Here is a 23,757-nt window from a genome sequence, read left to right as displayed (position 1 = left end):
ACAAACATGATGAAAGACATAATGGACCTGCATACACATACCGTGGCCAGCGGACACGCATACAGCACCTTGTATGAAATGGTAAGATCGGCCTCTGATAAAGGGCTTGCTCTCATGGGTTCCACCGACCACGCACCAAAAATGCCAGGAACATGCAACGAATTTTATTTTATTAATTTTAAAGTGATCCCGCGAACACTCTTTGGAATTCATATTCTTATGGGAGCAGAGCTAAATATACTGGATTATAAAGGCCGGATTGATTTAAGAGAAGGTCTTCTGGAAAATCTGGACTACACCATAGCAAGCCTACACGAACCCTGCTACAAAAACGGATCAATTGCCCAGAATACAAGTGCCTGCGTAGGCGCTATAGAGAACCCGTATGTAAAAATTTTAGGACACCCGGATGATAGCCGTTTTCCCGTCGATTACGATACACTCGTTGCCGCTGCAGTAGAAAACCACACTCTTTTGGAAGTCAACTCCAGTTCTCTTCACCCATTAAGTGCAAGAAAGAATGCCAGAGAAAACTATAAGGTGATGCTGGATTTATGTATCCGCTACGGAGCATCCGTTATTATAAACAGTGATGCACACATTGAGGCTGACGTAGGAAACCACGCCCGCGCACTGGAACTTCTTGAGGAGCTTTCATTTCCGGAGGAGCTGGTAGTAAACAGTTCCATTGACCGTCTGCTCCCTTATATTCCCAAGCTGGAGGCTTATTTATGATTAACTTCCTCAACCTGGAATATTTTCTGGCTGTTGCGGAAGAATTAAATATTACAAGGGCCGCCAAGCGGCTTTATATCTCCCAGCAGTCTTTAAGTAACCACATTTCCAATATGGAGAAAGAATTTGATGTTCAGCTCTTTAACCGCACCATGCCCCTGACACTGACCTACGCAGGCCGCGCCTTAAAGATCCGTGCCAAAGAGCTCCTGGATTTAAAAGATGAAACATACCGGCAGTTGGCAGACATTAAGGATTTCACCATTGGTCAGCTCTCCATTGGTGTATCTCATACCAGAGGACGCTTTCTTCTCCCCGTTATTCTTCCCGCTTTTCAGGAGAAGTTTCCCAATATTGAACTTCATCTGGTAGAGGGAAATTCTTTTGAATTAAGCAATGCTCTGATACATGGAGAGATTGATCTTATGATTGACCTTCTTCCATTTAAAGCAGAGAATGTAGAAACAGTTCCCATCTGCGAGGAGGAAATTCTTCTTGTTGTTCCGGATCAGATTTTAGACCGCTTTTTCCCGGGCAGACAGGAAGCTGTCAAAAAGGAACTGGAATCCAATGCAGATGTTACCCTGTTAAAGGATTGTCCTTATCTGCTCATTAATAAGGGAAACCGGGTACGCACCATAGCTGATGAAATATTTGAGGAAGCACAGCTTACCCCCAGCATTCTTTTGGAGACAGAAAATATTGAAACCGTTCTTGCCCTTGCTTCCAAAGGAATGGGAATCACCTTTTATCCGAAGATGTTTATGTCTGGAAACCAGGATGGCTCCGGTTCTGTTATGAAAAAAACCGGATTAAATTACTTTTCATTAAATTACATGCGAAGCCATGGCATCCTCGCTTTTGGATGCCACAAGGGCAGATACCTGTCCCAGGCTACAGAAGAATTTATCCGCATAGCCAGGGAAAATATATAGATTTTAACTGCAGATTGACAAACGGGGGATAATCCTATATTATTAAATAGTAACGATTATTACTATAATTATTGTTTATAGAAAAGGAGCGGCCATGAAAACATTAAAGTACAGCCGTCAACGGGAATCTATTAAGACCTGCTTAATGGCGAGACACGATCACCCCACTGCCGACGCCTTATACACATCGATTCGTGAAGAATTCCCCAATATCAGTCTTGGTACCGTTTATCGGAATTTAAACCTTCTGGTGGAACTGGGAGAAATTCAGAAGCTGACCTGTGGAGACGGTGCCGACCACTTTGATGCGGATACATCACCGCATTATCATTTTGTATGCAGGAATTGCGGGCAGGTGTATGATCTGCCTATGGAACCCATGGACAGTATTAATCAACTGGCTCAAAAACATGCGGAGGGCCAGGTAGACAGTCACAAGATTTATTTTTATGGCACTTGTAATGATTGTTTGGAAAATAATTGAGAAATTCTCTTGACATAAGACAAAACATGTGATAACTTAATATCAGTAATCATTATTGTTATTGATTGCCAAAATATAACAAAATTAAAAATTAAAATAAAAGGAGACATGAGATCATGAAAAAATGGGTTTGTACAGTATGCGGTTATGTTCACGAAGGAGACACAGCTCCTGAATTCTGTCCAGTATGTAAGGCTGGTTCTGAGAAATTTAAGTTACAGGACGGAGATATGTCCTGGGCCTGCGAGCATGAGATTGGTGTAGCTCAGGGTTCTCCAGAAGATATCATGAAAGATTTAAGAGCAAACTTCGAAGGGGAATGTACTGAAGTAGGTATGTACCTTGCTATGTCCAGAGCTGCTCACAGAGAAGGCTATCCTGAAATCGGCTTATATTATGAAAAAGCTGCTTTTGAAGAGGCTGAGCATGCTTCCAAGTTTGCTGAATTATTAGGCGAGTGTGTAACCGCCAGCACAAAGAAAAACCTGGAATTAAGAGTAGCAGCTGAAAATGGTGCAACAGCAGGCAAATTTGATCTTGCAAAACGTGCAAAAGCATTAAACTTAGATGCAATCCATGATACCGTACATGAGATGGCAAAAGATGAAGCACGTCACGGAAAAGCATTCAAGGGCTTACTGGAAAGATACTTCGGCTAAATCCATTTTCAAAAGGAGGGTTATACGATGTCTAAATATGCGGGTACAAAAACAGAACAGAACTTAAAAGATGCATTTGCAGGCGAGTCCATGGCAAGAAACAAGTATACGTTCTACGCGTCTGCTGCAAAAAAAGCCGGTTATGAGCAGATGGCTGCTTTATATCTGGAAACTGCTGACCAGGAGAAAGAGCATGCCAAGATGTGGTTTAAAGAACTCCATGGCATTGGCACTCCGGCAGAGAACCTTGCAGACGCTGCAGAGGGTGAAAACTATGAGTGGACCGATATGTATAAAAGAATGGCGGAAGAAGCCAGAGCAGAAGGATTCACGGAGCTTGCACTGAAGTTTGAATTCGTGGCCAAGGTAGAGGCGGCTCACGAAAAAAGATATTTAAAACTGTTGGATAGCTTAAAGAATGATAAAACCTTTAAGGGAGATGCTCCCCTTGGCTGGAAGTGCCGCAACTGCGGTTATATCCATGAAGGTGTAGATGCTCCTGAGATTTGTCCGGTATGTGCTCATCCAAAGGCCTATTTTGAAAGAAAATCTGAAAATTACTAAAGCACTGCCATAAACTCTCCGTTATGGCGGGAACGGGGCAGAAGCCAAATGAATTTAATTCGTTTGACTTCTGCCCCGTCTTTTATTTCTTATCTTCTAAAGCTTTCTCGTCCACCGCTTTACTGGAAAGCTCTTTATAAAACTTTGCCTGGGTCATATCTCCGGCTTGTTCATAACATCTGGCTAGTTTAAGAAGAGGGAGTTCCCTGGAATACCTGATATTCAGCTCGCATTCTGTTTCATAAGCGGCATTATAAAACCAGATCACAGCCTCATTAAAATCCCCTGCCTCCATAAAATATTCCCCAACGTCATAGCAGACCTCTGAGCTTGCCTTCCCACAGGCAACATTTTTTAAGGCATTTTTTAAGATCTGGGTTCCATCCTTTTTAATCCGGCCGCATCTGGTCAGAACGCACTGAATGATTTTTAACTCTTCTTCTGTCCTGTCCTCTGAAAGCAAACCATTAAAGTAATCTTCCGCTTCCAGAAAATCCTGATCTTCTCCGGAAATAAACAGTTCTCTGGCATACATGGAACGAAGCTTTTTCGAAAGAGGCATCCCTTTTCTGATCAGCTTATTAAATATATCAAAATCGCGTTTGGAATGATTTCCTTCGGGCCTATGTATGATTTCAATTTCACTGTCAAAAATAACCGGTTCTAATCGTATGGTTTCATGAACGGGGTCCAGCCATTCAAACCTGCGGTTTCTTTTAAATAATTTTGGCCGATACTCACAGTCAAAGTTATAGGTTGTATTAAACTGAAGCTGATTGGTGTATTTCATCTGTACAATTTCTATTTCCGGCAGAATACACTGTTTTAAATCCATAAACCGTTTTCTGTTTTCTTCGTCAATTACCTCGTCAGCATCTGCGGTGTAGATATAGTCCATCCCGGCCTTTTCAAAGGAAAAATTTCTTGCGGCGGCAAAATCATCCACCCAGGTAAAATCAAAGATTTTGCATCCGAACTGTGCTCCGATCTCTTTTGTAGCATCTGTGGATCCGGTATCCACAAGAATTATCTCATCAGCCAGATCCTTCAGACTTGAAAGACAGCGTGCCAATACATTTTCTTCATTCTTTACAATCAGACATGCGCTGACAGTAATCATCGTCTTTGTACCTCATCTCTTTCTTTTTCTTAAAAGCAGGATAGTATCAGTTCAAATGTAACACGGTACCCTTCTTTCAGACTTGCGATTTCAACCCATTCCTGCCGGGTATGGGCTCCCCCTCCCCTGACTGCGCCAAAACAGACACTGGGAATTCCCTGTGACAGAGGAATGTTGCAATCTGTAGAGCCGCATTCGTTTTTGGGCTCAGTACCTGTATGCTTTTTCAATATTTCTGTGACCTTGCTGGTGATACAATCCTGTTTTACCGGATCAACGCCACTGCTGCAGGGTCGTTCCCCTACCAGAATTGTATTTACCTCCACCTGCTTTAACCGGTAACTTTCTGCCACTGCCCGAAAATGCAGATCCATAAATTCCAGATCTTCTCTGCTGTCGGATCGGAACTCATAAAGCATCTTGGCCTGCTGGGCTATGGTATTGACTGAGGTTCCGCCCTGAATGGTTCCTACATTATAGGTGGTCTTTGTTTTTGTTTGGGGTACTTTTAATGTATATAGAGTATCAATCATGGATGCCAGATAGGCGATGGCATTGCGGTTTCCAAAATCTGAAAAGGAATGACCGCCTTCTGTCAAAACCTCCACCTCATACCGCCTGGAACCCACCGCATCTGTTGTAATATGGTCCATATATCCGTCTATGGAATAGAACTCTCTGATTCGCCCTTCATATTCCTTAACAATCTGCCTGGAGCCTTTTAAATTGCCCAGTCCTTCCTCTCCTGCATTGGCTACAAGTAGTAATCCGCAGTCTGATGGAGTAATCTTTTTACCCGCAATGTATTTGGCACACATAAGAAGTGCGCACAGATTAGCCGTATCGTCTCCGATTCCGGGAGCTTTTATTCTACCGTCCTCCACTTCAACAGGAAGAGGTGTCGTATCGGGGAAAACCACATCTGTATGAGCCATAAATACGACTACAGGGTTATCCCTGGTACAGCCAATTGGATAAACCACATTCAGTGCGGAATCAATATAGACATTTTCTGCACCCTGACCCACCAGCCAGTCCCGGCAAAACTCTGCTCGTTTTTCTTCCTGATTGGAAGGTGCAGGTATCGTTCCAAGGTTCAGTAAAAGTTCATATGTCTCGCTGCTGTGTTCCTCAATATATTCCAGTATTTCCAATGATAAGTGATCCATTGTTCATCCCTCCGTTTTTATATATTCTATCACGTTTATCCTCTTTGTACAGCATGATTGGACTTTTGAACACAGAAAAAAAGTGCACAACTGCAGAGAACAATTGTACACTTTCCCAAAAAATTATTCAGTTATATTACACGGTTTTTAATGGAACCAATCTTTTCTATGATACATTCCACCTCATCACCTGCAGACAGAAATGACGGAGGATTAAAGCCCAGGCCCACCCCTTTTGGAGTTCCGGTGGATATAATGGTTCCGGCCTTTAAGGTCATGCCTTTTGATAATTCACTGATAATGTGATCAATCTGGAATATCATCAGACCTGTATTACTGTCCTGCCTCAGTTCTCCGTTTACCTTTGACTGAATGGAAAGCTCAGGCGGATAGGAAATGGAATTGGCTGTGAGGATACAGGGACCCATAGGAGTGAATCCGTCCAGGCTTTTTCCAAAATACCATTGCTTGTGGGCTGTCTGAACATTACGTGCACTCACATCGTTGATGATAGTATAACCAAATATATAATCTTCTGCCTTTTCTTTAGGCACATCTTTTGCATCTTTTCCAATGATAACAGCTAATTCAGCTTCATAATCCAGGCTGTCCACCATATCACTATGACTTAATATATCACCATAGGGACCAACTGCCTCATTCACTCTCTTTGAGAAATAGACTGCATAGTTTCTTTCCCCGTCAAACGCTTCTTTTTTATAGCGCGCTGACTCCTCGGCATGTTCCATGTAATTAAGACCCAGACAGATAATATCCTGATCTGGTGTCAGAATTGGGGCCAGGAGGGTAACCTCTTTCATCATAGCTGCTCCAACGATGTTGCTGCTTTCAGGATCCAGCCCAGATGCATGTTCAAGCAAGTCCCGTTCTGACTGGCTCAGTCCCTTTACAACTTCCAGCATCTCTCTGTATTCCATACCAAAAGCCTTAAGAGGGAAAACCCACATCTCATCCCTGCTCACGACTCCGATATCTCTTCTACGGTCAACCTCGTAAGTAACTAATTTCATAAAATCCTCCTTTTACATGAACCATAACTCTTCCCTGGTAGTAGAGATCGCATCTGCTCCTGCATTAAAAGCAGCCATAATATCCTTCTTGTCCGATATGAGTCCACCGGCAATGATGGGAATATTGGTGTATCTGCGGATCTCTTCCAGTGCTTTGGGCATTACTCCGGGCATGATCTCAACCATATCCGGATGGAAGGTGTCAATCTGCTTTTTTGTCGTACTCATGGCAAGGGAATCGATAATAAACGTTCTCTGAATCCCGAACAATCCAAGTTCCACCGCGCGCTTTACAAGAAGCGGCTTCGTGCTGATGATACCATCAGCTAACGTATTCTCCTTGATGAAATCCACCACGATCTCTTTTGAATTGAGACCATGGGTTAGATCTGCATGTACCATTGCGTACTTTCCATGTTCTTTTATCTGCCGTACTATCGTTCCGATGTTTAAAATACTTCCGTACAGAACAAAAACGACCTGGCACTCTGATTCAAAACACCGTTTCAGCCCGCCTTCATCCTTTACTGCCGCAATCACCGGAGACGTCTCCAGCAGTTCTATTGCTTTCATTATTATCCCTCCGCACCCAAAATAACTATGGATCTTGTTCTACTTTATCAATCCTTACCACCACCGTCAAGAAAATTCTTCCTCTTTCTTTATTTTCTTTCAAAAGTAAAGTCCCTTTTCAGTCTTTTTCTACCGCTTACTGATTAAAATAAACCTGCGGCATTAGGTGCGTATTCATAAGGATACTTTGGGAGCAATTAAATTATGGCGAATGTCCAAAAGGGAAATCACCGCCCGGCTCCATATCTGGAGCGCGGCAGTGATTTCCCTTTTTGTACGGTCAACAGGATTTTTACTGGTGTACATCCGTCCAACTCCTGACAGGCACGGCAATGCGCGCAGGTGCATCAGGCGTCAGACATTTGGCATCCAGTTTTTTCTGCTCATAGTGGTACATTAGTCTTCCAGCAATACCGATTCAATGAAATCCATTTGCTTCATGACGGAATAAATATCCTGGGGAAAGAAATAGGGGAAGCTTGACATATAAACGTGCCCCTGCTTTACGGCGGCAATACTTTCCCAAACAGGGTTGTCGGTCAGGCCGATCTCGTCCAGGGAAACCTGATCCGAGAAAAACACATAATCCCCCACATATGCAGGCAAAACCTCCAGTGACACCTTCAGCCATTGATTCAGCCATTTTCCTTCAGCTGACAACTCCTCCTCTACTTTTGGGGACATTTGAAAGCCCAACAGGTTATAAAGCGGAATGGATCCTCGGCCGCTTGTGGTAATCCATACTTCGCCGCTGCCTGCGCCTTCCATAATCGTAACGGTTTTATCCGCCAGGCCTGCTTCTTCGAGCTTTTGGCGCAGTTCGGATATCCGTTTATCTAACGCTGCGATCAGTTCTTCCGCCTTGTCCTGCTGATTGAGCAATTCACCGATCATCCGTGTGCGTTCGTAGATATCCATTCCGCTGGCGTCGATCAGCAGCGTGGGCGCGATTTTTGAGAACTTTTCATATAATTCCGGGCTGTAAGTAATAATAACATCAGGCTCGGCCGCCATAACCGCTTCAATGTCTTCGGCATCGATACTTGAAAGCCCTACCAACGACTCATGAAATGGAGTTTTTTCATATTCAATTCCGACATCCATAATGGCCGCCGGTTCTACGCCAAACGCAATCAGATCCCCTTCCATCAGCGTTGCCAGAATGCGTTTTGGATCTTGCGGAATCTCCACATCACCCATCGCGGTGCTAATCGTCCTTGTTCCTTCTTCCGCGGATACTGTCGTCTCCGTTTCTGCCGTCTGTGTAGTCGCCGCCGTTGTCGGCGTGGTATCCGCACCGCTGCTGCTTGCAGTCGTGGTGCCGCAAGCGCTCATCATCAACAGTAGGGACAGCGCAGCCGCGATCACCACTTTGCTTCGCATTTGATTCGTCATAAAAGTTACTCCTTTTCCTTTGAGTTCGCCAACGCTAACCTGGCTTTCCTCATTATAAGGAAAAGAGATTACCTTTTCTATTGTGGAATCTCTCATGAGCGACTGTGATACCTCTCTATATAAGCCAGGTGATTGCCCCTCATTTTTCGTAAACAGGCGATAGAAGCTGGATTCGTCAATAAAACCGCACCGCTCGGCGATTTCCCGTACGGACGCATTGCTGTTTTGAAGATATGCCCGAGCAGCCCTTAGCCTTCTATGAATTAAGTATTCCTGCGGCGTCTTTTCTGTTTTTCGCTTAAACAGACGGTGGAAATGGCTGTAACTAACGCCCAGCATAGCACACAGTTCCTGAATGGCAAAATCTTTTTGAAAATTGGCCTCCAGATACCGTACCGCCATAGAAACAACATCCGGCTCAAGAATACGAACATTGCCTCGCTCCAGCTCTTCATACACCGCATAGACAAACGGATAAAAGCCCGCTTTTCCATAGAACAGATTCAGGGCTGTGGGCTCCTTCCAGCATTCAAACATCTTTTTGAGCTGATCGGCAAAAAACAGTGGGTTTTGGGGTTTAAATCCGTACTGCTGCCGGAACGGATTGCATTGCTCCAATAGCTTTGCATACTCCCGCTTGTGAACGGGCGGCTCTTCGGTTTTGTACAGCACCATATAGTACTCGAACCAGTGTTGGCGGGGCCGGATGGACAATTGTGTCCCCTTGCCGCCGTGAAACAGGTCAAACCGATCTGCGTGATACACGGTATCGTCCAGGGCTATCTCCCCTCTCCCGCTCGTATACAGAAACGCACTGGCGGGAAGACGGTAATTGCAGATGGCTTCCTTGGGGGAAATCAAGTTATGTCGAATATCCAAAAGGGAAACAGCCGCCCGGTTCCATACCTGAATCCCGGCGACGATTTCCCTTTGTGTGAAATTTAATGGATTGTTGTGTGTATACATACTGCACCTCTATGGCAAGACAGTTAGTTAGAATAAGCTAACTGAAATTATACCATAGAAACTCCACGCTGTACATGTAGGAATAAAGAACATGGCAATTACTTCACAGAGACCTCTCCAGTTATGATCTTTTTACATTTCTTGCGGCAACGATGGATACTCCGGTACCTGCGCAGTTTTCAATGATTACATCTCCAATGGCAATCGGGGCATGAACGGAGGCTTTCTGAATCTCTTTCATACAATCAAATATCTTACCTTTTGGGATATCTGTTTTGGTTTTTACGGGAACCATGGCAAATTCACCGTCAATTACTTTTACCGTGGAGGTCACAACCCTGGTTGGGCTTAACACTTCTTTTTCCCCGTATTCTGCACCTCTCGCGCAGGAATTACCAGTAACGGTCACCGCACCGTTGTCGATACGTACGGTCATAGGGCAGCCCAGGGGACAGCAGATACAGATCAGTTCACGTTCTTCCATTTCAATCCTCCTCTGTGCAGATTACGATTTCTGCCAAATCCGGATATTTTTCCAGACTTTCTTTCTTAATTGCTACCTGCTCCATCTCCCCAGGTGCGAGAACCTTTTTCTTCTTATGATAAACCCGTTCATCTCCATAATAAATACTGATATAACGGTCCCGGTATACATCGGAAACACGGAAACGGATCTTCCACTGATCAGCCTCAGACTCCCGGTTAACAAACTGGGGAACTGTATAGCGGACACCGTTCACAGCCCGGATTCTGATATTGGAAGAAGAAGGTTCCTCTTTCTGGGACCCGGCATAGGCTGCAGCACTTCTTCCAGCAAGAGCAGCCTCTTCGGAAACGTAATCCACCAGATCATGAACATGAAGTACATTTCCACAGGCAAATACGCCGCTTATGCTGGTTTCCAGGCAGTCGTTCACAACAGGTCCGCCGGTTATCTGGTCAAGATCTACTCCTGCGCTTTTTGACAGCTCGTTTTCCGGAATCAGACCGACTGACAGAAGAAGGGTATCACAGGAGTAATATTCTTCCGTTCCCGCAACTGGTCTGCGTTTCTCATCCACTGCAGCCAGAGTAACCCCTGTTACCCGTTCTTTCCCGTGAATCTCTACTACAGTATGGCTTAATTTTAAGGGAATTCCGTAATCATCCAGACACTGTACAATATTTCTTTTTAATCCGCCGGAATAGGGCATAAGCTCTGCCACAACTTTAACTTTAGCACCCTCTAAAGTCATACGTCTTGCCATAATGAGACCGATGTCTCCTGAACCCAGTATCACCACTTCTTTTCCTACTTCATAGCCGTCTAAATTCATAAGACGCTGAGCAGTACCTGCTGAATAAATACCTGCCGGACGATAACCTGGTATGTTAAGAGCTCCCCTTGGACGCTCCCTGCATCCCATGGCCAGGATTACAGCACCTGCTTTTATCTGAATCAGGCCTTCTTCCCGGTTGATAACGGTCAACACTCTGTCACTGCTGATAGAAAGAACCATGGTATTAAGCTTATAAGGGATCTGCTCTTTTTCAATCATATCAATGTAACGGGACGCATATTCCGGTCCTGTCAGCTCTTCTTTAAATGTGTGAAGACCAAAGCCGTTATGAATGCACTGATTTAAAATACCGCCTAAGTGACCTTCCCGCTCCAGGATCAGTATATCTTCTGTTCCCGCTTTCTTTGCAGCCACAGCGGCAGCCAGACCAGCAGGGCCTCCCCCGATAATAACGATATCATGCTCTGTCATGTCACTCTCCTCCTTGTCTTTTCCCTGTCAGTAAATTAGAACCGGATCTGTTTTTGCAGATATCCTCCATGTTTCTTCCTGTTTCCCTTGCCAGAATTTCCATTGTTTTCGGGATACAAAAGCCTGACTGGCAGCGTCCCATTCCTGCACGCACCCGGCGCTTAACTCCGTCTACGGAAACTGCACCCAGGGTTCTGGTCACTGCATCTGCAATCTCACCCTCACTGATGCCTTCACAGCGGCAGATGATGGTTCCGTATCTGGGATCCTTTTTGATCAGTTCTCCCCTCTCTTCCAGGGAAAGCTTCTGAGGATTAATAATACCTTTTCTGGTTTCGATGAAGTTTTCCTTCTTTTTTGCATTGGCTTTCTGGGCTATCTGCTCTGCTAAGTAAACTCCCACTGCAGGAGCGCTTGAGAGTCCCGGAGATTCCATGCCTGCTGCATCGAAGAATCCGTCCGCATCCTTTACTTCTCCCACAACGAAATCATCTCCCTCTTCATGGGCACGAAGACCGGAGAAAGATGTAATAACCTGACGGAAGGGAATATTGTTCACTCCCCAGGCTGCTTTTTCCACAATATCGGCAAGCTCCTGCGCTGTTGTAGAGGTCTCCTCTTTGTCGGTTACATTAATTGCCGTAGGTCCTGTCAGCAGATTACCGTGAACTGTAGGTGTTACCAAAACACCTTTTCCCATCTTTCCTGGAAGCTGGAATATGGTATGGCTCACCAGATTTCCCGCTTCTTTATCTAACAGGCAGTAATCTCCCTTTCGTGGTATAATGTGAAGCTTTGACCCACTGACCATGTTGTGGATCTGGTCTGAGTAAACGCCGGCTGCATTGACCACGTAGGCGGCATGAATAATTTTATCACTGGAGATTAAATCATAACCGAAATCCGTTTTGTTAATTGTCTCAATTTCTGTCTCAAATAAGAAATCAGTTCCATTATCACAGGCATTCTCTGCCAGAGCGATGGTCAGTCCAAAGGGGCAGACGATTCCTCCGGTTGGCGCATATAATGCTGCCACCACTGTTTCAGAAACACCTGGTTCCATGGCACGGACTTCATCCCCGGTCAGTATGGATAATTGGGGAACACCGTTTTTTAATCCTTTTTCATACAGCGCATTGAGAGACGGTCTGTCGTCTTCAGAAAAACAGAGAACCAGTGAACCGTTTCGGACAAAGGAAAAATCAAGAGCTTCCGAAAGATCTCCCATCATACGGTTTCCTTCTGTATTAAATCTTGCCTTTAATGAGCCTGGTTCCGCATCGTATCCTGCATGCACAATGGCACTGTTGGATTTAGATGTACCGGAGCAGACATCTTCCTCCCGCTCAATGACGCAGATGTTCAGCTGATAACGGGACAGCTCTCTGGCTATGGCACAGCCGGTAACGCCGCCGCCGATAATCGCCGCATCGTAATTTAATTCCTTCATAATCAATCTCCTCCAAATCCGTGATAATTCCCGGTTCGCCGGGACTATAGAAAAAAAGAGTAAGGAAAATAAACGGATAGCTCCGTATCATAATCCTTACTCTTTCGTCTCAAAGGTTATTTATTCAATTGTATTAATGCTAACATAATTTCATTCTGATTGTCAAGTGATTTATAGCCTGGCTTAATCCTCATCCTGAGACCAGTAAAGAGCACATTTGACTGCACGCTTCCAGCCCTTAATCCTCTTTTTACGGCATTCTTCTTCCATCTGGTTGTCGAAGGTTCTGGAGGCTTCCCAGTTCTGTCTGATCTCTTCCCTGTCTTTCCAGTACCCTACAGCCAGACCTGCCAGATAGGCAGCACCAAGAGCAGTTGTCTCAATGCATTTTGGTCTGACAATCCGTGTATCCAATACATCTGCCTGGAACTGCAAAAGGAAATTGTTGGCACAGGCTCCGCCATCTACCCTTAATTCCTTTAAATGGATCTGAGAGTCCTGTTCCATGGCCTCAATCAGATCAGATACCTGATATGCCATGGATTCCAGGGTGGCGCGGATAAACTGCTCCTTGCTGGTTCCTCTTGTCACTCCTACAATGGTACCTCTGGCATACTGATCCCAATAGGGAGCACCAAGACCTGCAAATGCCGGTACCACGTAAACGCCTCCGGTATCTTCCACCGCCTGGGCATACTCCTCTGTCTGGGAAGCGGACCGCACCATACGCATGGCATCCCGCAGCCATTGAATGGCAGCACCTGCCACAAATACGCTTCCTTCCAGTGCATACTGAATCCGTTCCTGATCGCTGGCTGCTATGGTGGTAAGCAGACCGTGCTCTGATTTTACTGCTTTCTCTCCGGTGTTCATAAGGAGAAAGCAACCGGTTCCGTATGTATTTTTAACTTCACCGGCTTCAAAGCAGCACTGTCCGAATAAAGCTGCCTGCTGATCTCCTGCTGCCCCTGCAATGGGGATTTTTCCGCCCATTACGTCAGAAGAGGTATAACCGTATACACAGCTGGAGGGTTTTACATCCGGAAGCATTGCCTTTGGTATATTAAAATAGTTAAGAATGTCTTCGTCCCAGCACTTTTTATGAATATCAAATAGCATGGTTCGGGAAGCATTGGTATAATCCGTTACGTGAATACAGCCCTTGGTCAGATTCCAGATCAGCCAGCTGTCCACAGTTCCAAAAAGCAGTTCTCCACGTTCTGCCCTTTCTCTGGCTCCCTCTACGTGATCCAGGATCCATTCAATCTTACTTCCGGAAAAGTACGCGTCCGGAATCAGACCGGTCCGGTCTGTGATAAGCCCTTCCAGCCCATCTTCTTTCAGGCGCTCAATGCGGTCAGCGGTCCTTCTGCACTGCCATACAATGGCATTGTAAACAGGCTCCCCTGTCTCCTTATCCCACACAACTGTGGTTTCTCTCTGATTTGTAATTCCGATTGCAGCAATGTCGCTGTAATGCGCCCCAATTTTCCCCATAGCTTCCATGGTCACTGATAGCTGTGATGACCATATTTCCATGGGATCATGCTCCACCCAGCCTGGTTTTGGAAAAATCTGCCTGAACTCTTTTTGTGCCTCGCTGCAGATGCCCCCTTTCTCATCAAACAGTATGCACCGGGAACTGGTAGTTCCCTGATCCATAGCGATCACATATTTTCCCATGATTCCTTCCCCTTCCATCTTCTCTCATTCGTTAATTTTTTACCAAACAATAAAGAAAGAGCCTTGGAAATGAACGGTTCCCCGCACTCATCACCTGGCTCTGTCATCTCTTAGGCTTTTTATTAAATAACACAAATTTATACTACCACGCAGGCAAAAATATGTCAAGTTCTACAACAAATACAAATTTTACCTGCAAAAAACCTTAATGCATACTCTCCCGGATGGTTTTCAGCGCCTGAATCACCAGTGTAGGAAGAATAGCAAATATAAATATTGTTATAAATTGTCTTCCTGTTAAATCTGCCACATAAAAAAGATCGTGAAGTGCCGGAATAAAAAGGACTGCTCCCAGTAAAACCGCTCCCGCCTCAAACGCCATGATACTCCATAAATTGCTCATAAAACCAATTTTCAAAATGGAATGACTGCTGCGGCAGTTAAATCCATGAAACAATCTGGCAAGGGTCAGTGTAGAGAATGCCATCGTACTGGCTGCAGCTTCACTGCCGGTTAACAGCCCGGTACTGTAGGAGGCCATGGTGCATACTGCAATCAGTGCCCCCTGAAAGAGAATCACAAGGATGAACCTCTTTGTTAAAATGCCTTCCTTGGGATTTCTGGGCTTCTGGGACAACAGGTCTGCTTCTGCCTGCTCCATTCCGATTGCAATGGCAGGAAGGGAGTCTGTCAGCAGGTTAATAAACAGCAGATGAACCGGTGCAAAAGGCATGGGGAGTGCCATAAGAGAGGTATAAAGCACACATAAAATTCCTGCCATGTTTCCTGAAAGCAGGAACTTAATGGCATTTCTTATATTCCGGTATACGTTGCGTCCATTGGCAACCGCTTTAATAATTGTAGCAAAATTGTCATCGGTCAGAATCATGGAAGAGGCTTCTTTAGAGACCTCTGTTCCCATCTGTCCCATGGCGACTCCGATATCCGCCTGCTTTAATGCAGGAGCATCATTGACACCATCTCCTGTCATGGCTACAATGTGCCCCTTCTTCTGCCATGCACGGACAATTCTAATTTTGTGTTCCGGAGATACCCGGGCATATACACTGATGGATTCCAGCCGGTGCCCCAGTTCATCTTCGGTCATATCATCAAGCTCCGGACCGCTGATTGCCAGATCATCTTCCTCCAAAATGCCAATCCGTTCCGCAATAGCTGCTGCCGTAATTTTATGATCTCCCGTAATCATCACCGGGAAGATTCCGGCTCTTCTGGCATTGGAAACGGCATTCCTGGATTCCGGCCGGGGAGGATCCATCATGGATACCATGCCCAGAAATGTATATCCACTTTCTGAATTTTCAGAAAGCTTCTCCTGGCCCTCCATCTCCCTGCATACAAAGGTAAGAACCCGAAGCCCCTGGGCGGAAAACATCATGTTCTGCTCCATAAGCATCTGTTTATCACCGTCTCTGAACGGACGGATTCCTTCAGAAGACCAGATCTGGGTTATCCTTGGAAGAATGATATCCACTGCTCCTTTTGTGAATAGAATGTTTTTTCCTTCCAGATAATGAAGCGTACTCATAAGCTTTCTTCTGGAATCAAAGGGAACCTCTCCTAATCTTGGGTGATAGGATCTTACTGCCTCATCATCGACTCCGGCACGCTCCGCCATCTGGATTAACGCGGTTTCAGTAGGTTCACCGTTAAGAACTCCATTTACATGGCTGGAGTCATTGTTTAAAACAGCATCGTAAAGCAAATATTTATGTACGGGAATCTCAGGCTTTAACATTTCCGGAAGATAAAGCCTGTTATTAACAAAAACCTGCTGAACCGTCATTCGGTTCTGGGTGAGGGTTCCTGTTTTATCGGAGCAGATAACGGATACACACCCAAGGCTTTCTACCGCTTTTAAATCCTTTATAATTGCATTTTCTCCCGCCATCTTCTGGGTTCCCATCGCCTGTACGATGGTAACGATAGAACTGAGGGCCTCCGGTATGGCGGCGACGGCCAGTGCTACTGCAAACATCAGGGAGTCCAGAATTGGCATTTTTCTGTAAATACTTAATCCAAAAACAATCGCACAGATAAAGAGGATCGCTACCGCAAGCCTGCTTCCAAACTGGTCAAGGCTCACCTGAAGAGGCGTCTTCTTTTCGCCCGTATCATTCATTAAAGAGGCAATTCTTCCAATTTCTGTATTCATGCCTGTTCCGGTGACCACTGCAATGGCTCTTCCCGCTGCAACCTGAGAGCCGGAAAAAACCATATTGGACTGTTCCGCCAGCGGAACCTTTTCCATACGCAGTCTTCCTGTATGCTTTTCTACATTGACTGATTCTCCGGTCAGAGAGCTTTCATTGACCAGAAGAGAATAATTTTCCAGGATACGGCCGTCTGCCGCCACCATATCTCCTGCCTCTAATAAAAGTATATCTCCTGGTACGATTTCTTCCGACAGGACTTCTTTATTTTTCCCATCTCTTCTCACCCACGCCACTGGCGCAGATAATGACATCAGGCTGTCTAAGGATTTTTCTGCTTTCTGATGCTGCACAGTTCCAAGAATTGCGTTAAGCAACAATACTGCAAAAATTACTCCGGTACTTTCCACGTCACCAGATACCATGGAAATTACCGCTGCTATAATCAGAATGATGACTAATAAGTCTTTAAACTGATCCAGAAATACTTGAAAGGCACTTTTTCGTTTTGCTTTTTTCAGCAGATTGGGACCATGTACCTGCCTGCGCCTGAGAATTTCTTCGGAATTCAGTCCATTCCTGTCAGCATGAAGCTGTTTTAAGACTTCATCCTCTGATAAACGAAACCATTCTTCCATTAATGACGCTCCTTCCCATTTCTCCTACTATGGTATGAAACAGGACGGGAGTTTCATGAATGATTTTCCCTACAGCTTACGCGTGACTGGTTTCATTATGCAAGATACGGCTGCATGCAATTGTTCCTATTGCATACAGCCGTTTTTTTTATTATAATCTGACTGAAGACAGCCAATTTACCAACGGCTTAACCACCTTTCAGAAAGGACCTGATCAATATGGAAAAAATTACAAGCTTTACGATCAATCACTTAAAGCTTCTTCCGGGTATCTACGTCTCCCGCAAAGACAAAGTGAACGAAACAACAGTTACTACGTTCGATATCCGCATGACCAGACCGAATTTTGAACCGGTCATGAATACGGCAGAGATACACACCATGGAGCACTTAGGTGCCACATTCTTAAGAAATCACCAATCATTTGCTTCCAAAGTTTTATACTTTGGTCCTATGGGATGCCGCACCGGCTTCTACCTTCTTTTGGCTGGAGATTACAAATCCAGGGATATCGTACCGCTCATTACCGACATGTTTGAATTTATGCGTGATTTTGAGGGAGAAATCCCCGGTGCCGCAGCCAGAGACTGCGGAAACTATCTGGATATGAACCCCGGTATGGCGAAATTTCTTGCCAGAAAGTTTTTAGATACTGTTCTTTACGGTATTGATGACGAACACCTCATTTATCCGGCGAATTAGCGGTTATTTCCATTCGGCATACTGCCCCTGCCCCCTTTACGGTCCGCGTTTGAGGTGACAATTGACTCAAGCGTCAGTTCGGCTTGTTCCGAACCTGCCGTGAGGGTGTAGGTGCTGCCAGTCTGCAGCTTGGGGCTGCTGATGACAACGGAAGAATACTTTTTCTCAGGAGTAAAGCTGATGAGCTCATTTCCCTCCTTGTCCTTAAGAGTAATTACAGTCCCGGCTTCCTGCTGTGCGGTTAAATTATGTAAGACCGAGCATTGGGTAGAGGAATCACCAAATCCCTGTGCCATACCAGAGCTGCCAACCGCTATTACAGTTCCTCCTGTAATAATCCCATCTCCATTATAATCGATTGCCCCATCTCCGTCGCTTACCGGACCGGTTACGTAAACCGTACCTCCTGATATCAAAAGACTTCCGTTGGAATCCAGTCCGTCTCCGCCTGCGTCTACGTACAGAGTGCCTCCCGTTATCTTAATATAAGCATTGGTATCATTCTCCATACTTCCGCCCATTTGTCCGCCACCCATTACACCTTTGCCACCTGGACCCCCGCCTCTTCTTTGCTGGCCTTCTTTTGGCAGATTTTCATCTGATTGGGTCTCAGACTGGTTTTCCTCCGACCTGGAAGAATTCCCTTTCCCCTGGCCATCTGGCGGCATTTCCGGCTTCTCTTTCCCACTATCACCCTGGCTGGTATCATCGCCCTCAGCAGACGCAGATTTTGGCTGTGCCGCATTGATTCCGTCATCGGAAGCCTGAATTGAGATTTCCCCTCCATTCACCGTTACCCGATAAGCTTCCAGTCCTTCATAGCAGCTGGTGACCGTTATTGTGCCATTATTGACCACTACATCCTGGTCTGCATGGAACGCATCATCTCCACTTTCTACGGTAAAGGTGCCTCCGTCAATTACGATCGTTCCGCTGGCATGGAAGGAGTCGTCTTTAGAATTGACAGTAAAGGTTCCGCCTGCCACGTAGATGTTTCCAAGAGATGTATCATCCTCATTACTTGATTTCACCGCTTTACCTGAAGTTGTCAGCAGAAATGTTCCATCCAGGATCTTCACTTCATCCTTACCTGTCAGACACTGGGAGACTGCATTAACAGAGATATTTCCTCCTGTAATTGCCAACGTATCCTTTGAAACAATTCCGTGTTTATAGTTGGCATTTACCTCCAGACTTCCACTGCCGTTTACAGTCAGATCATCTTTCGAGAATATAACCCCATCTACGGTATTGTCATCTGTATCTATGTACTCCGTTCCACCTGACAGCTTATTTGTTGTTCCTTCTGCCAGAGTAACAAAAACCTTATCAGCGGATTTGACATAGATTGCCGCACTGGTTTCACAATTAATTCCGGCATTTGCCAAAACAATCTGAACCTTGTCTGTATCTGCTGCATCAACAACAATCTGACCGTTGTCCAACGTTCCGCTTACCATATAAGTTCCTTCTTTACTTATGGTCACAGTGCTTCCAGATATACTGACGCCATCTCCCTCTGCCTCTGCTTTGTCTGAATTCAAATTTATTTTAATTGCACTGCTTTCATCAAAGCTCCCGTCTTTATCACGGTCTGTAAACTCCTTGTCAACAGCCGCTTCTGCCGTACTGCCGTCTGTAGTACCATTAGTGACAGAATCAGACTGTGCGCTTTGGGTAACAACTGTATTTTCCGTTGAAGTCTGGCTTTTACAGCCAGAAATACTTGTTGATGCCAACGCCATTATTAACAGCAGTGCGGCTGCTTTGCCTCTGAACAGCTTTCTTTTTACCATTACAGTTCCTCCTTATTGCCAAAAGGTCTTCCCAAAAATATTTCAAGATTCCCGTTTCTGCATCTTAAATCGTCAATCAGTTTCTTTTCTTCTCCATTATTTTTTAAAACCACTTCATAATCCAGTTTATAAAGACTTCCCATATTGGTTGTCTTCACCTGATTCAAATCCCAATTTTTCAGATACCGGGCAAATACTTCATCAAATACAGATGTATAGTCCAAAGATTCCGGAATTGTGATCTTAAGTACTTTTACACCTGTCTTCTGCTGTCCAAATTTAAGGGAAGCCAGCAATATATTTACCCCTCCCATGATGAGGACAAATAAAACTGCCATGCCAACGTAACCCATTCCCGTAGCCAGTCCGACCGCCATTGCCTGAAAAATGCTGCTGATCTCCTCTGCTTTTCCAGGAACTGACCGGAAGCGGACCAGGGAAAAGGCTCCCATTACTGCAACCCCGGTGCCAAGGTTTCCGTTTACCAGTAGAATAACCATCTGCACCATGGCGGGAAGCAATGCAATTGTCACCACAAATCCCCTTGAATACGAATTCCGGTACATGTGAATACCTGCAATGATCAGCCCAAGAACCAGGGAAGCGGTTAAGCATACAAGAAATGATCCTGGGGAAAATGCAACCTCTGATTCCTCTATTAAGATTGATTGAAACCATGTATTAAGCACAGCTGATTCCTCCTTTTTTCTCTGATGTTATTATTTGCTGCTTTTCATATGCCTGACCATATTTTGAAAAGGAAGCCGGATATAGTTTCAGCTCAGCCAGTATATGCCCAAGCCAGAGGGGCATGGACCCTGGAATTTTTATCTCCATAAGGTGCCAGCCGTCTTCTAAAAGAGGGGTTCCCCATGGACCATTTTCCAGTTTTAAGCAATCGGTTCTCCAAAGAATATTTCCGTCTAAAGTCAGCCGCAGGTTCTCATCCTCCAGTCCATACAGGGCAGTTCTTTCATAGGAAATATACATGGCGGGCATTATATCTTCGTAATACTGCAGAAACCAGTCAATCTCACGAAGTACCTGGGTTTGTCGTTCCGGCTTTATTCCCCGGTATAAATACGCCTCTGCATCTGCTAACTTAAGTGTTTCACGGCGTTTATAGACAATACCCTGGTATTTCTTTTTCAATTCCAGAAACACAGAACTGGTTTCTCCTGGCAGTCCATAACTGCGGAGTCTGAATTTTTCCTTATAAACCGGTTTTTCCAAAGAGCTTCTGATCAGCCTTGCATCCGGTGTATCAAAATAGACATTACATATTGTGGAATTACCGTATTGATCGGTTTCCATTTTTCCCATCAGTCTTTCCTTCAGCTTTAAGTATTGTACCGGATCTATCAGATATTTCATTTCTGTCCGCTCAAATGTCATTTGATATCCACTCATAAAAACCTCCTTATCCGCTTCTTTGTGTTACTTTACGCAGATTATACAGATCAAACCTGAAATCAACTTGAAAGAATGGCAGGTTCACAGATCTTTCACAGCTTGCCGGAATGCAAAAATCTTATTGATAAATCTTGACCAATTAGGTACAGTATGTTAATCTTATGACGTGGAGGTGCGATATGCTTATTACCAGAGAATGCGATTATGCCATAAGAATCATAAGAGCCTTATCATCGGGCGATATCATGAACGTTCCTACGATCTGTGAGAAAGAATCCCTGACTTCAGCCATCACCTACAAGATGGCACGAAAGCTGGAAAAAGCGGGATTAATCAAAAGCTATCGTGGAAGCGCGGGAGGCTATGCCTTAAACTGTGATCTGGAACGCACTAGTTTATATGATATTCTCACTGTGATTGATTCCAAGATGCTGCTGATCGAATGCATGCAGTCCGGCTATGACTGTCTCGTGAACCAGCCCAAGCAGCCTTGCCTGGCTCACAAGGAGTTCTTAAGAATTCAACTGAATCTTAATCGGGAACTAAAAGAATGTTCTTTGGCAAAGCTACTGCACGGATAATTTTTTTAATTTAATCTTTACTAAAATGGTATAGATTCAAAAGGAGGAAAAACAATGAATCAATGTTACGGGTGCAACACCTGTCAAAGCGCCGACAAACCTTTAGAAACGTTCATCTCTTCCCTGCCGATGGAGACTTCTCATCACAGAGTAGAAAAACAAAGCACCAAATGCGGATTTGGTCTCCAGGGAGTCTGCTGCAGACTCTGTGCCAACGGCCCATGCCGTATTACGCCGGATGCTCCCCGTGGAATATGCGGAGCGGATGCAGACACGATTGTTGCCAGAAACTTTTTAAGGGCGGTGGCTTCAGGAAGCGGCTGTTACATACACATTGTTGAAAATACAGCATTAAATTTAAAAAACACAGCAAAAATAAAAGGCGAATTAAAGGGATTAAAATCTCTTGACCACCTGGCAGACATCTTCGGAATTGTAGAATCCGATGTGTACAAAAAGGCGGAGAAGGTCGCTGATGCGGTAATTGCTGATATCTATAAACCGGAATATGTGGAAATGGAGCTGACGGAAAAAGTCGCTTACGCCCCAAGAGTTGCCCGCTGGAAAGAACTTGGAATCATGCCGGGAGGAGCGAAATCCGAAGTATTTAAGGGCGTGGTCAAATGTTCCACCAACTTAAACTCCGATCCCCTGGATATGCTGGTTGACTGTTTAAGACTGGGAGTCTCCACAGGTATCTATGGACTGACTCTTACAAACCTGTTAAATGATGTGCTTCTTGGACAGCCGGAACTTCGTATGGCTCCCGTAGGCCTTCGTGTTATTAACCCGGATTATATCAACATCATGATTACCGGACATCAGCATACTATTTTTGTTGATTTACAGGAACAGCTTATTTCCCCAGAGGCAGTTGCCAAGGCAAAGGCAGTTGGAGCCAAAGGCTTTAAACTGGTAGGCTGTACCTGCGTAGGTCAGGATCTGCAGTTACGAGGCGCTCATTACCAGGAGGTATTTGACGGACATGCAGGGAACAACTACACCAGCGAGGCGATCCTTGCTACTGGCGCCATCGATGCCGTTCTTTCTGAGTTTAACTGTACCCTTCCTGGTATTGAACCAATTTGTGAAGAGCTTAAGATCAAACAGATCTGTTTAGATGATGTGGCTAAAAAGTCAAATGCAGAACTTATGAAATTCGATTTTGACCACCGCAGAGAACAGAGCGAAAAGATCATTGATAAAGTGGTGAAATCCTATCAGGAACGCCGAGGCATGGTGCCCCTTAATCTTATGCCTGACCACGGATATGAGAACACCCTGACCGGTGTCAGCGAAGGTTCCTTAAAGAACTTCCTGGGCGGAAGCTGGAAGCCGCTTATTGATTTAATCGTATCCGGGGATATTAAAGGAATTGCAGGAGTGGTAGGCTGTTCCAACTTAACCGCAGGAGGGCACGATGTTCTTACTGTGGAACTGACAAAGGAACTGATTGCCAAAGATATCATCGTGCTGACTGCAGGCTGTTCTTCAGGCGGCATTGAAAACTGCGGACTTATGACACCGGAAGCTGCTGAATTTGCCGGTCCTAAATTAAGAGAAGTCTGCAAAAAACTGGGAATTCCGCCAGTTCTCAATTTCGGTCCCTGCCTTGCGATCGGACGTCTTGAGATTGTTGCTACTGAAATTGCACAGGAGCTTGGTGTGGATCTTCCCAAACTTCCACTTGTCCTGTCTGCAGCTCAGTGGCTGGAAGAACAGGCTCTTGCAGATGGCTGCTTTGGCCTTGCCCTTGGTCTTCCCCTTCATTTAGGACTTCCTCCTTTTGTAACAGGAAGCAAAGTTGCTGTTAAGGTTCTCACAGACGGTATGAAATCATTAACCGGCGGTCAGGTCATTATTAATGATGATGCTGTGGAAAGTGCCGACATACTGGAAAAGATCATTATGGAGAAGCGGACCGGTCTTAATATATAG

Annotated in this window: 22 protein-coding genes; 8 read left to right on the top strand and 14 right to left on the bottom strand. The window is 45.0% G+C overall.

The annotated features are described in order from the left end of the window. Positions 1-9: 9 nt before the first annotated feature. The 5 genes from ABS301_RS11990 to rbr all read left to right on the top strand — a co-directional run bounded on the left by ABS301_RS11990 (position 10) and on the right by rbr (position 3,377). Positions 10-735 (top strand): phosphatase, encoded by a 726-nt coding sequence (locus tag ABS301_RS11990; RefSeq protein ID WP_349672553.1) that lies wholly within the window; start codon positions 10-12, stop codon positions 733-735. After that, on the top strand, positions 732-1,670 hold the full coding sequence (locus tag ABS301_RS11985; protein ID WP_349672443.1) for a LysR family transcriptional regulator: 939 nt from the start codon (positions 732-734) through the stop codon (positions 1,668-1,670). Before ABS301_RS11990 ends, ABS301_RS11985 begins: the two co-directional genes overlap by 4 nt. A gap of 94 nt (positions 1,671-1,764) precedes the next feature. Continuing rightward, positions 1,765-2,154 (top strand): Fur family transcriptional regulator, encoded by a 390-nt coding sequence (locus ABS301_RS11980; protein WP_349672442.1) that lies wholly within the window; start codon positions 1,765-1,767, stop codon positions 2,152-2,154. 116 nt (positions 2,155-2,270) lie between these two features. Further along, positions 2,271-2,813: an NADH peroxidase gene (locus ABS301_RS11975; protein ID WP_277409625.1), complete on the top strand. Its 543-nt coding sequence runs from the start codon at positions 2,271-2,273 to the stop codon at positions 2,811-2,813. A gap of 27 nt (positions 2,814-2,840) precedes the next feature. Then, entirely contained in the window at positions 2,841-3,377 is a 537-nt protein-coding gene (gene rbr, locus ABS301_RS11970; RefSeq protein ID WP_349672441.1) for a rubrerythrin, read from the top strand. Between the two features lie 82 nt (positions 3,378-3,459). Here rbr and ABS301_RS11965 read toward each other — a convergent pair whose 3' ends face one another. The 11 genes from ABS301_RS11965 to ABS301_RS11915 form a co-directional block, all read right to left on the bottom strand. After that, positions 3,460-4,497, bottom strand: coding sequence for a glycosyltransferase family 2 protein (locus tag ABS301_RS11965; RefSeq protein ID WP_349672440.1), 1,038 nt, complete (start codon positions 4,495-4,497; stop codon positions 3,460-3,462). A gap of 29 nt (positions 4,498-4,526) precedes the next feature. Continuing rightward, entirely contained in the window at positions 4,527-5,666 is a 1,140-nt protein-coding gene (locus ABS301_RS11960) for a M20/M25/M40 family metallo-hydrolase (RefSeq protein WP_349672439.1), read from the bottom strand. A gap of 131 nt (positions 5,667-5,797) precedes the next feature. Then, positions 5,798-6,697 carry a fumarylacetoacetate hydrolase family protein gene (locus ABS301_RS11955; protein ID WP_349672438.1) on the bottom strand — a complete coding sequence of 300 codons (900 nt, stop codon included), beginning with the start codon at positions 6,695-6,697 and terminating at the stop codon, positions 5,798-5,800. A gap of 12 nt (positions 6,698-6,709) precedes the next feature. After that, positions 6,710-7,270, bottom strand: a complete 561-nt coding sequence (locus ABS301_RS11950; RefSeq protein ID WP_104433481.1) for a glycerol-3-phosphate responsive antiterminator — start codon at positions 7,268-7,270, stop codon at positions 6,710-6,712. A 174-nt stretch (positions 7,271-7,444) separates the two neighbouring features. Next, entirely contained in the window at positions 7,445-7,576 is a 132-nt protein-coding gene (locus ABS301_RS11945; RefSeq protein ID WP_349672437.1) for a hypothetical protein, read from the bottom strand. A gap of 90 nt (positions 7,577-7,666) precedes the next feature. Continuing rightward, complete coding sequence (locus ABS301_RS11940; protein WP_349672436.1) at positions 7,667-9,631, bottom strand: ABC transporter substrate-binding protein; 1,965 nt, start codon at positions 9,629-9,631, stop codon at positions 7,667-7,669. Positions 9,632-9,752: 121 nt separating this feature from the next. Next, the gene (locus ABS301_RS11935) at positions 9,753-10,115 is read right to left on the bottom strand and encodes a DUF1667 domain-containing protein (protein ID WP_349672435.1); all 363 of its coding nucleotides are present in this window, start codon (positions 10,113-10,115) and stop codon (positions 9,753-9,755) included. Position 10,116: 1 nt separating this feature from the next. Further along, complete coding sequence (locus ABS301_RS11930) at positions 10,117-11,382, bottom strand: NAD(P)/FAD-dependent oxidoreductase (protein ID WP_349672434.1); 1,266 nt, start codon at positions 11,380-11,382, stop codon at positions 10,117-10,119. Between the two features lies 1 nt (position 11,383). Further along, a complete protein-coding gene (locus tag ABS301_RS11925) occupies positions 11,384-12,832 on the bottom strand; it encodes an NAD(P)/FAD-dependent oxidoreductase (RefSeq protein ID WP_349672433.1) in 1,449 nt (482 codons plus the stop codon). A gap of 183 nt (positions 12,833-13,015) precedes the next feature. After that, a complete protein-coding gene (gene glpK, locus ABS301_RS11920) occupies positions 13,016-14,515 on the bottom strand; it encodes a glycerol kinase GlpK (RefSeq protein WP_349672432.1) in 1,500 nt (499 codons plus the stop codon). A 205-nt stretch (positions 14,516-14,720) separates the two neighbouring features. After that, entirely contained in the window at positions 14,721-17,327 is a 2,607-nt protein-coding gene (locus ABS301_RS11915; RefSeq protein ID WP_349672431.1) for a cation-translocating P-type ATPase, read from the bottom strand. Between the two features lie 219 nt (positions 17,328-17,546). Here ABS301_RS11915 and ABS301_RS11910 point away from each other — a divergent pair, with 219 nt between their 5' ends. After that, complete coding sequence (locus tag ABS301_RS11910; protein ID WP_349672430.1) at positions 17,547-18,029, top strand: S-ribosylhomocysteine lyase; 483 nt, start codon at positions 17,547-17,549, stop codon at positions 18,027-18,029. Here ABS301_RS11910 and ABS301_RS11905 read toward each other — a convergent pair. The 3 genes from ABS301_RS11905 to ABS301_RS11895 are packed head-to-tail and all read right to left on the bottom strand — an operon-like array spanning position 18,026 to position 21,235. Next, positions 18,026-19,825, bottom strand: coding sequence for a carbohydrate-binding domain-containing protein (locus ABS301_RS11905; RefSeq protein ID WP_349672429.1), 1,800 nt, complete (start codon positions 19,823-19,825; stop codon positions 18,026-18,028). The two genes, ABS301_RS11910 and ABS301_RS11905, sit on opposite strands and share 4 nt — an antisense overlap. Beyond that, a complete protein-coding gene (locus ABS301_RS11900) occupies positions 19,825-20,514 on the bottom strand; it encodes a DUF4956 domain-containing protein (RefSeq protein ID WP_349672428.1) in 690 nt (229 codons plus the stop codon). Before ABS301_RS11900 ends, ABS301_RS11905 begins: the two co-directional genes overlap by 1 nt. Then, positions 20,507-21,235 carry a polyphosphate polymerase domain-containing protein gene (locus ABS301_RS11895; protein WP_349672427.1) on the bottom strand — a complete coding sequence of 243 codons (729 nt, stop codon included), beginning with the start codon at positions 21,233-21,235 and terminating at the stop codon, positions 20,507-20,509. The genes ABS301_RS11900 and ABS301_RS11895 overlap by 8 nt, the downstream gene beginning before the upstream one ends. Before the next feature lie 182 nt (positions 21,236-21,417). Here ABS301_RS11895 and ABS301_RS11890 point away from each other — a divergent pair, with 182 nt between their 5' ends. Next, on the top strand, positions 21,418-21,819 hold the full coding sequence (locus ABS301_RS11890; RefSeq protein WP_277409638.1) for an RrF2 family transcriptional regulator: 402 nt from the start codon (positions 21,418-21,420) through the stop codon (positions 21,817-21,819). 54 nt (positions 21,820-21,873) lie between these two features. Then, a complete protein-coding gene (cooS, locus tag ABS301_RS11885; protein WP_349672426.1) occupies positions 21,874-23,757 on the top strand; it encodes an anaerobic carbon-monoxide dehydrogenase catalytic subunit in 1,884 nt (627 codons plus the stop codon).

The organism is Lacrimispora sp., from assembly GCF_031982545.1.
Lineage (GTDB): Bacteria > Bacillota > Clostridia > Lachnospirales > Lachnospiraceae > Lacrimispora.
Note: the sequence above shows the minus strand (reverse complement) of the source record. Positions and strands in the feature narration are given on the sequence as shown.

What these genes read in the sequence shown, in the direction of transcription:
- ABS301_RS11990 (WP_349672553.1), top strand. Translation starts at nt 10, where the DNA reads ATGAAAGACATAATGGACCTGCATACACATACCGTGGCCAGCGGACAC.
- ABS301_RS11985 (WP_349672443.1), top strand. Translation starts at nt 732, where the DNA reads ATGATTAACTTCCTCAACCTGGAATATTTTCTGGCTGTTGCGGAAGAA.
- ABS301_RS11980 (WP_349672442.1), top strand. Translation starts at nt 1,765, where the DNA reads ATGAAAACATTAAAGTACAGCCGTCAACGGGAATCTATTAAGACCTGC.
- ABS301_RS11975 (WP_277409625.1), top strand. Translation starts at nt 2,271, where the DNA reads ATGAAAAAATGGGTTTGTACAGTATGCGGTTATGTTCACGAAGGAGAC.
- rbr (WP_349672441.1), top strand. Translation starts at nt 2,841, where the DNA reads ATGTCTAAATATGCGGGTACAAAAACAGAACAGAACTTAAAAGATGCA.
- ABS301_RS11965 (WP_349672440.1), bottom strand. Translation starts at nt 4,497, where the DNA reads ATGATTACTGTCAGCGCATGTCTGATTGTAAAGAATGAAGAAAATGTA.
- ABS301_RS11960 (WP_349672439.1), bottom strand. Translation starts at nt 5,666, where the DNA reads ATGGATCACTTATCATTGGAAATACTGGAATATATTGAGGAACACAGC.
- ABS301_RS11955 (WP_349672438.1), bottom strand. Translation starts at nt 6,697, where the DNA reads ATGAAATTAGTTACTTACGAGGTTGACCGTAGAAGAGATATCGGAGTC.
- ABS301_RS11950 (WP_104433481.1), bottom strand. Translation starts at nt 7,270, where the DNA reads ATGAAAGCAATAGAACTGCTGGAGACGTCTCCGGTGATTGCGGCAGTA.
- ABS301_RS11945 (WP_349672437.1), bottom strand. Translation starts at nt 7,576, where the DNA reads ATGTACACCAGTAAAAATCCTGTTGACCGTACAAAAAGGGAAATCACT.
- ABS301_RS11940 (WP_349672436.1), bottom strand. Translation starts at nt 9,631, where the DNA reads ATGTATACACACAACAATCCATTAAATTTCACACAAAGGGAAATCGTC.
- ABS301_RS11935 (WP_349672435.1), bottom strand. Translation starts at nt 10,115, where the DNA reads ATGGAAGAACGTGAACTGATCTGTATCTGCTGTCCCCTGGGCTGCCCT.
- ABS301_RS11930 (WP_349672434.1), bottom strand. Translation starts at nt 11,382, where the DNA reads ATGACAGAGCATGATATCGTTATTATCGGGGGAGGCCCTGCTGGTCTG.
- ABS301_RS11925 (WP_349672433.1), bottom strand. Translation starts at nt 12,832, where the DNA reads ATGAAGGAATTAAATTACGATGCGGCGATTATCGGCGGCGGCGTTACC.
- glpK (WP_349672432.1), bottom strand. Translation starts at nt 14,515, where the DNA reads ATGGGAAAATATGTGATCGCTATGGATCAGGGAACTACCAGTTCCCGG.
- ABS301_RS11915 (WP_349672431.1), bottom strand. Translation starts at nt 17,327, where the DNA reads ATGGAAGAATGGTTTCGTTTATCAGAGGATGAAGTCTTAAAACAGCTT.
- ABS301_RS11910 (WP_349672430.1), top strand. Translation starts at nt 17,547, where the DNA reads ATGGAAAAAATTACAAGCTTTACGATCAATCACTTAAAGCTTCTTCCG.
- ABS301_RS11905 (WP_349672429.1), bottom strand. Translation starts at nt 19,825, where the DNA reads ATGGTAAAAAGAAAGCTGTTCAGAGGCAAAGCAGCCGCACTGCTGTTA.
- ABS301_RS11895 (WP_349672427.1), bottom strand. Translation starts at nt 21,235, where the DNA reads ATGAGTGGATATCAAATGACATTTGAGCGGACAGAAATGAAATATCTG.
- ABS301_RS11890 (WP_277409638.1), top strand. Translation starts at nt 21,418, where the DNA reads ATGCTTATTACCAGAGAATGCGATTATGCCATAAGAATCATAAGAGCC.
- cooS (WP_349672426.1), top strand. Translation starts at nt 21,874, where the DNA reads ATGAATCAATGTTACGGGTGCAACACCTGTCAAAGCGCCGACAAACCT.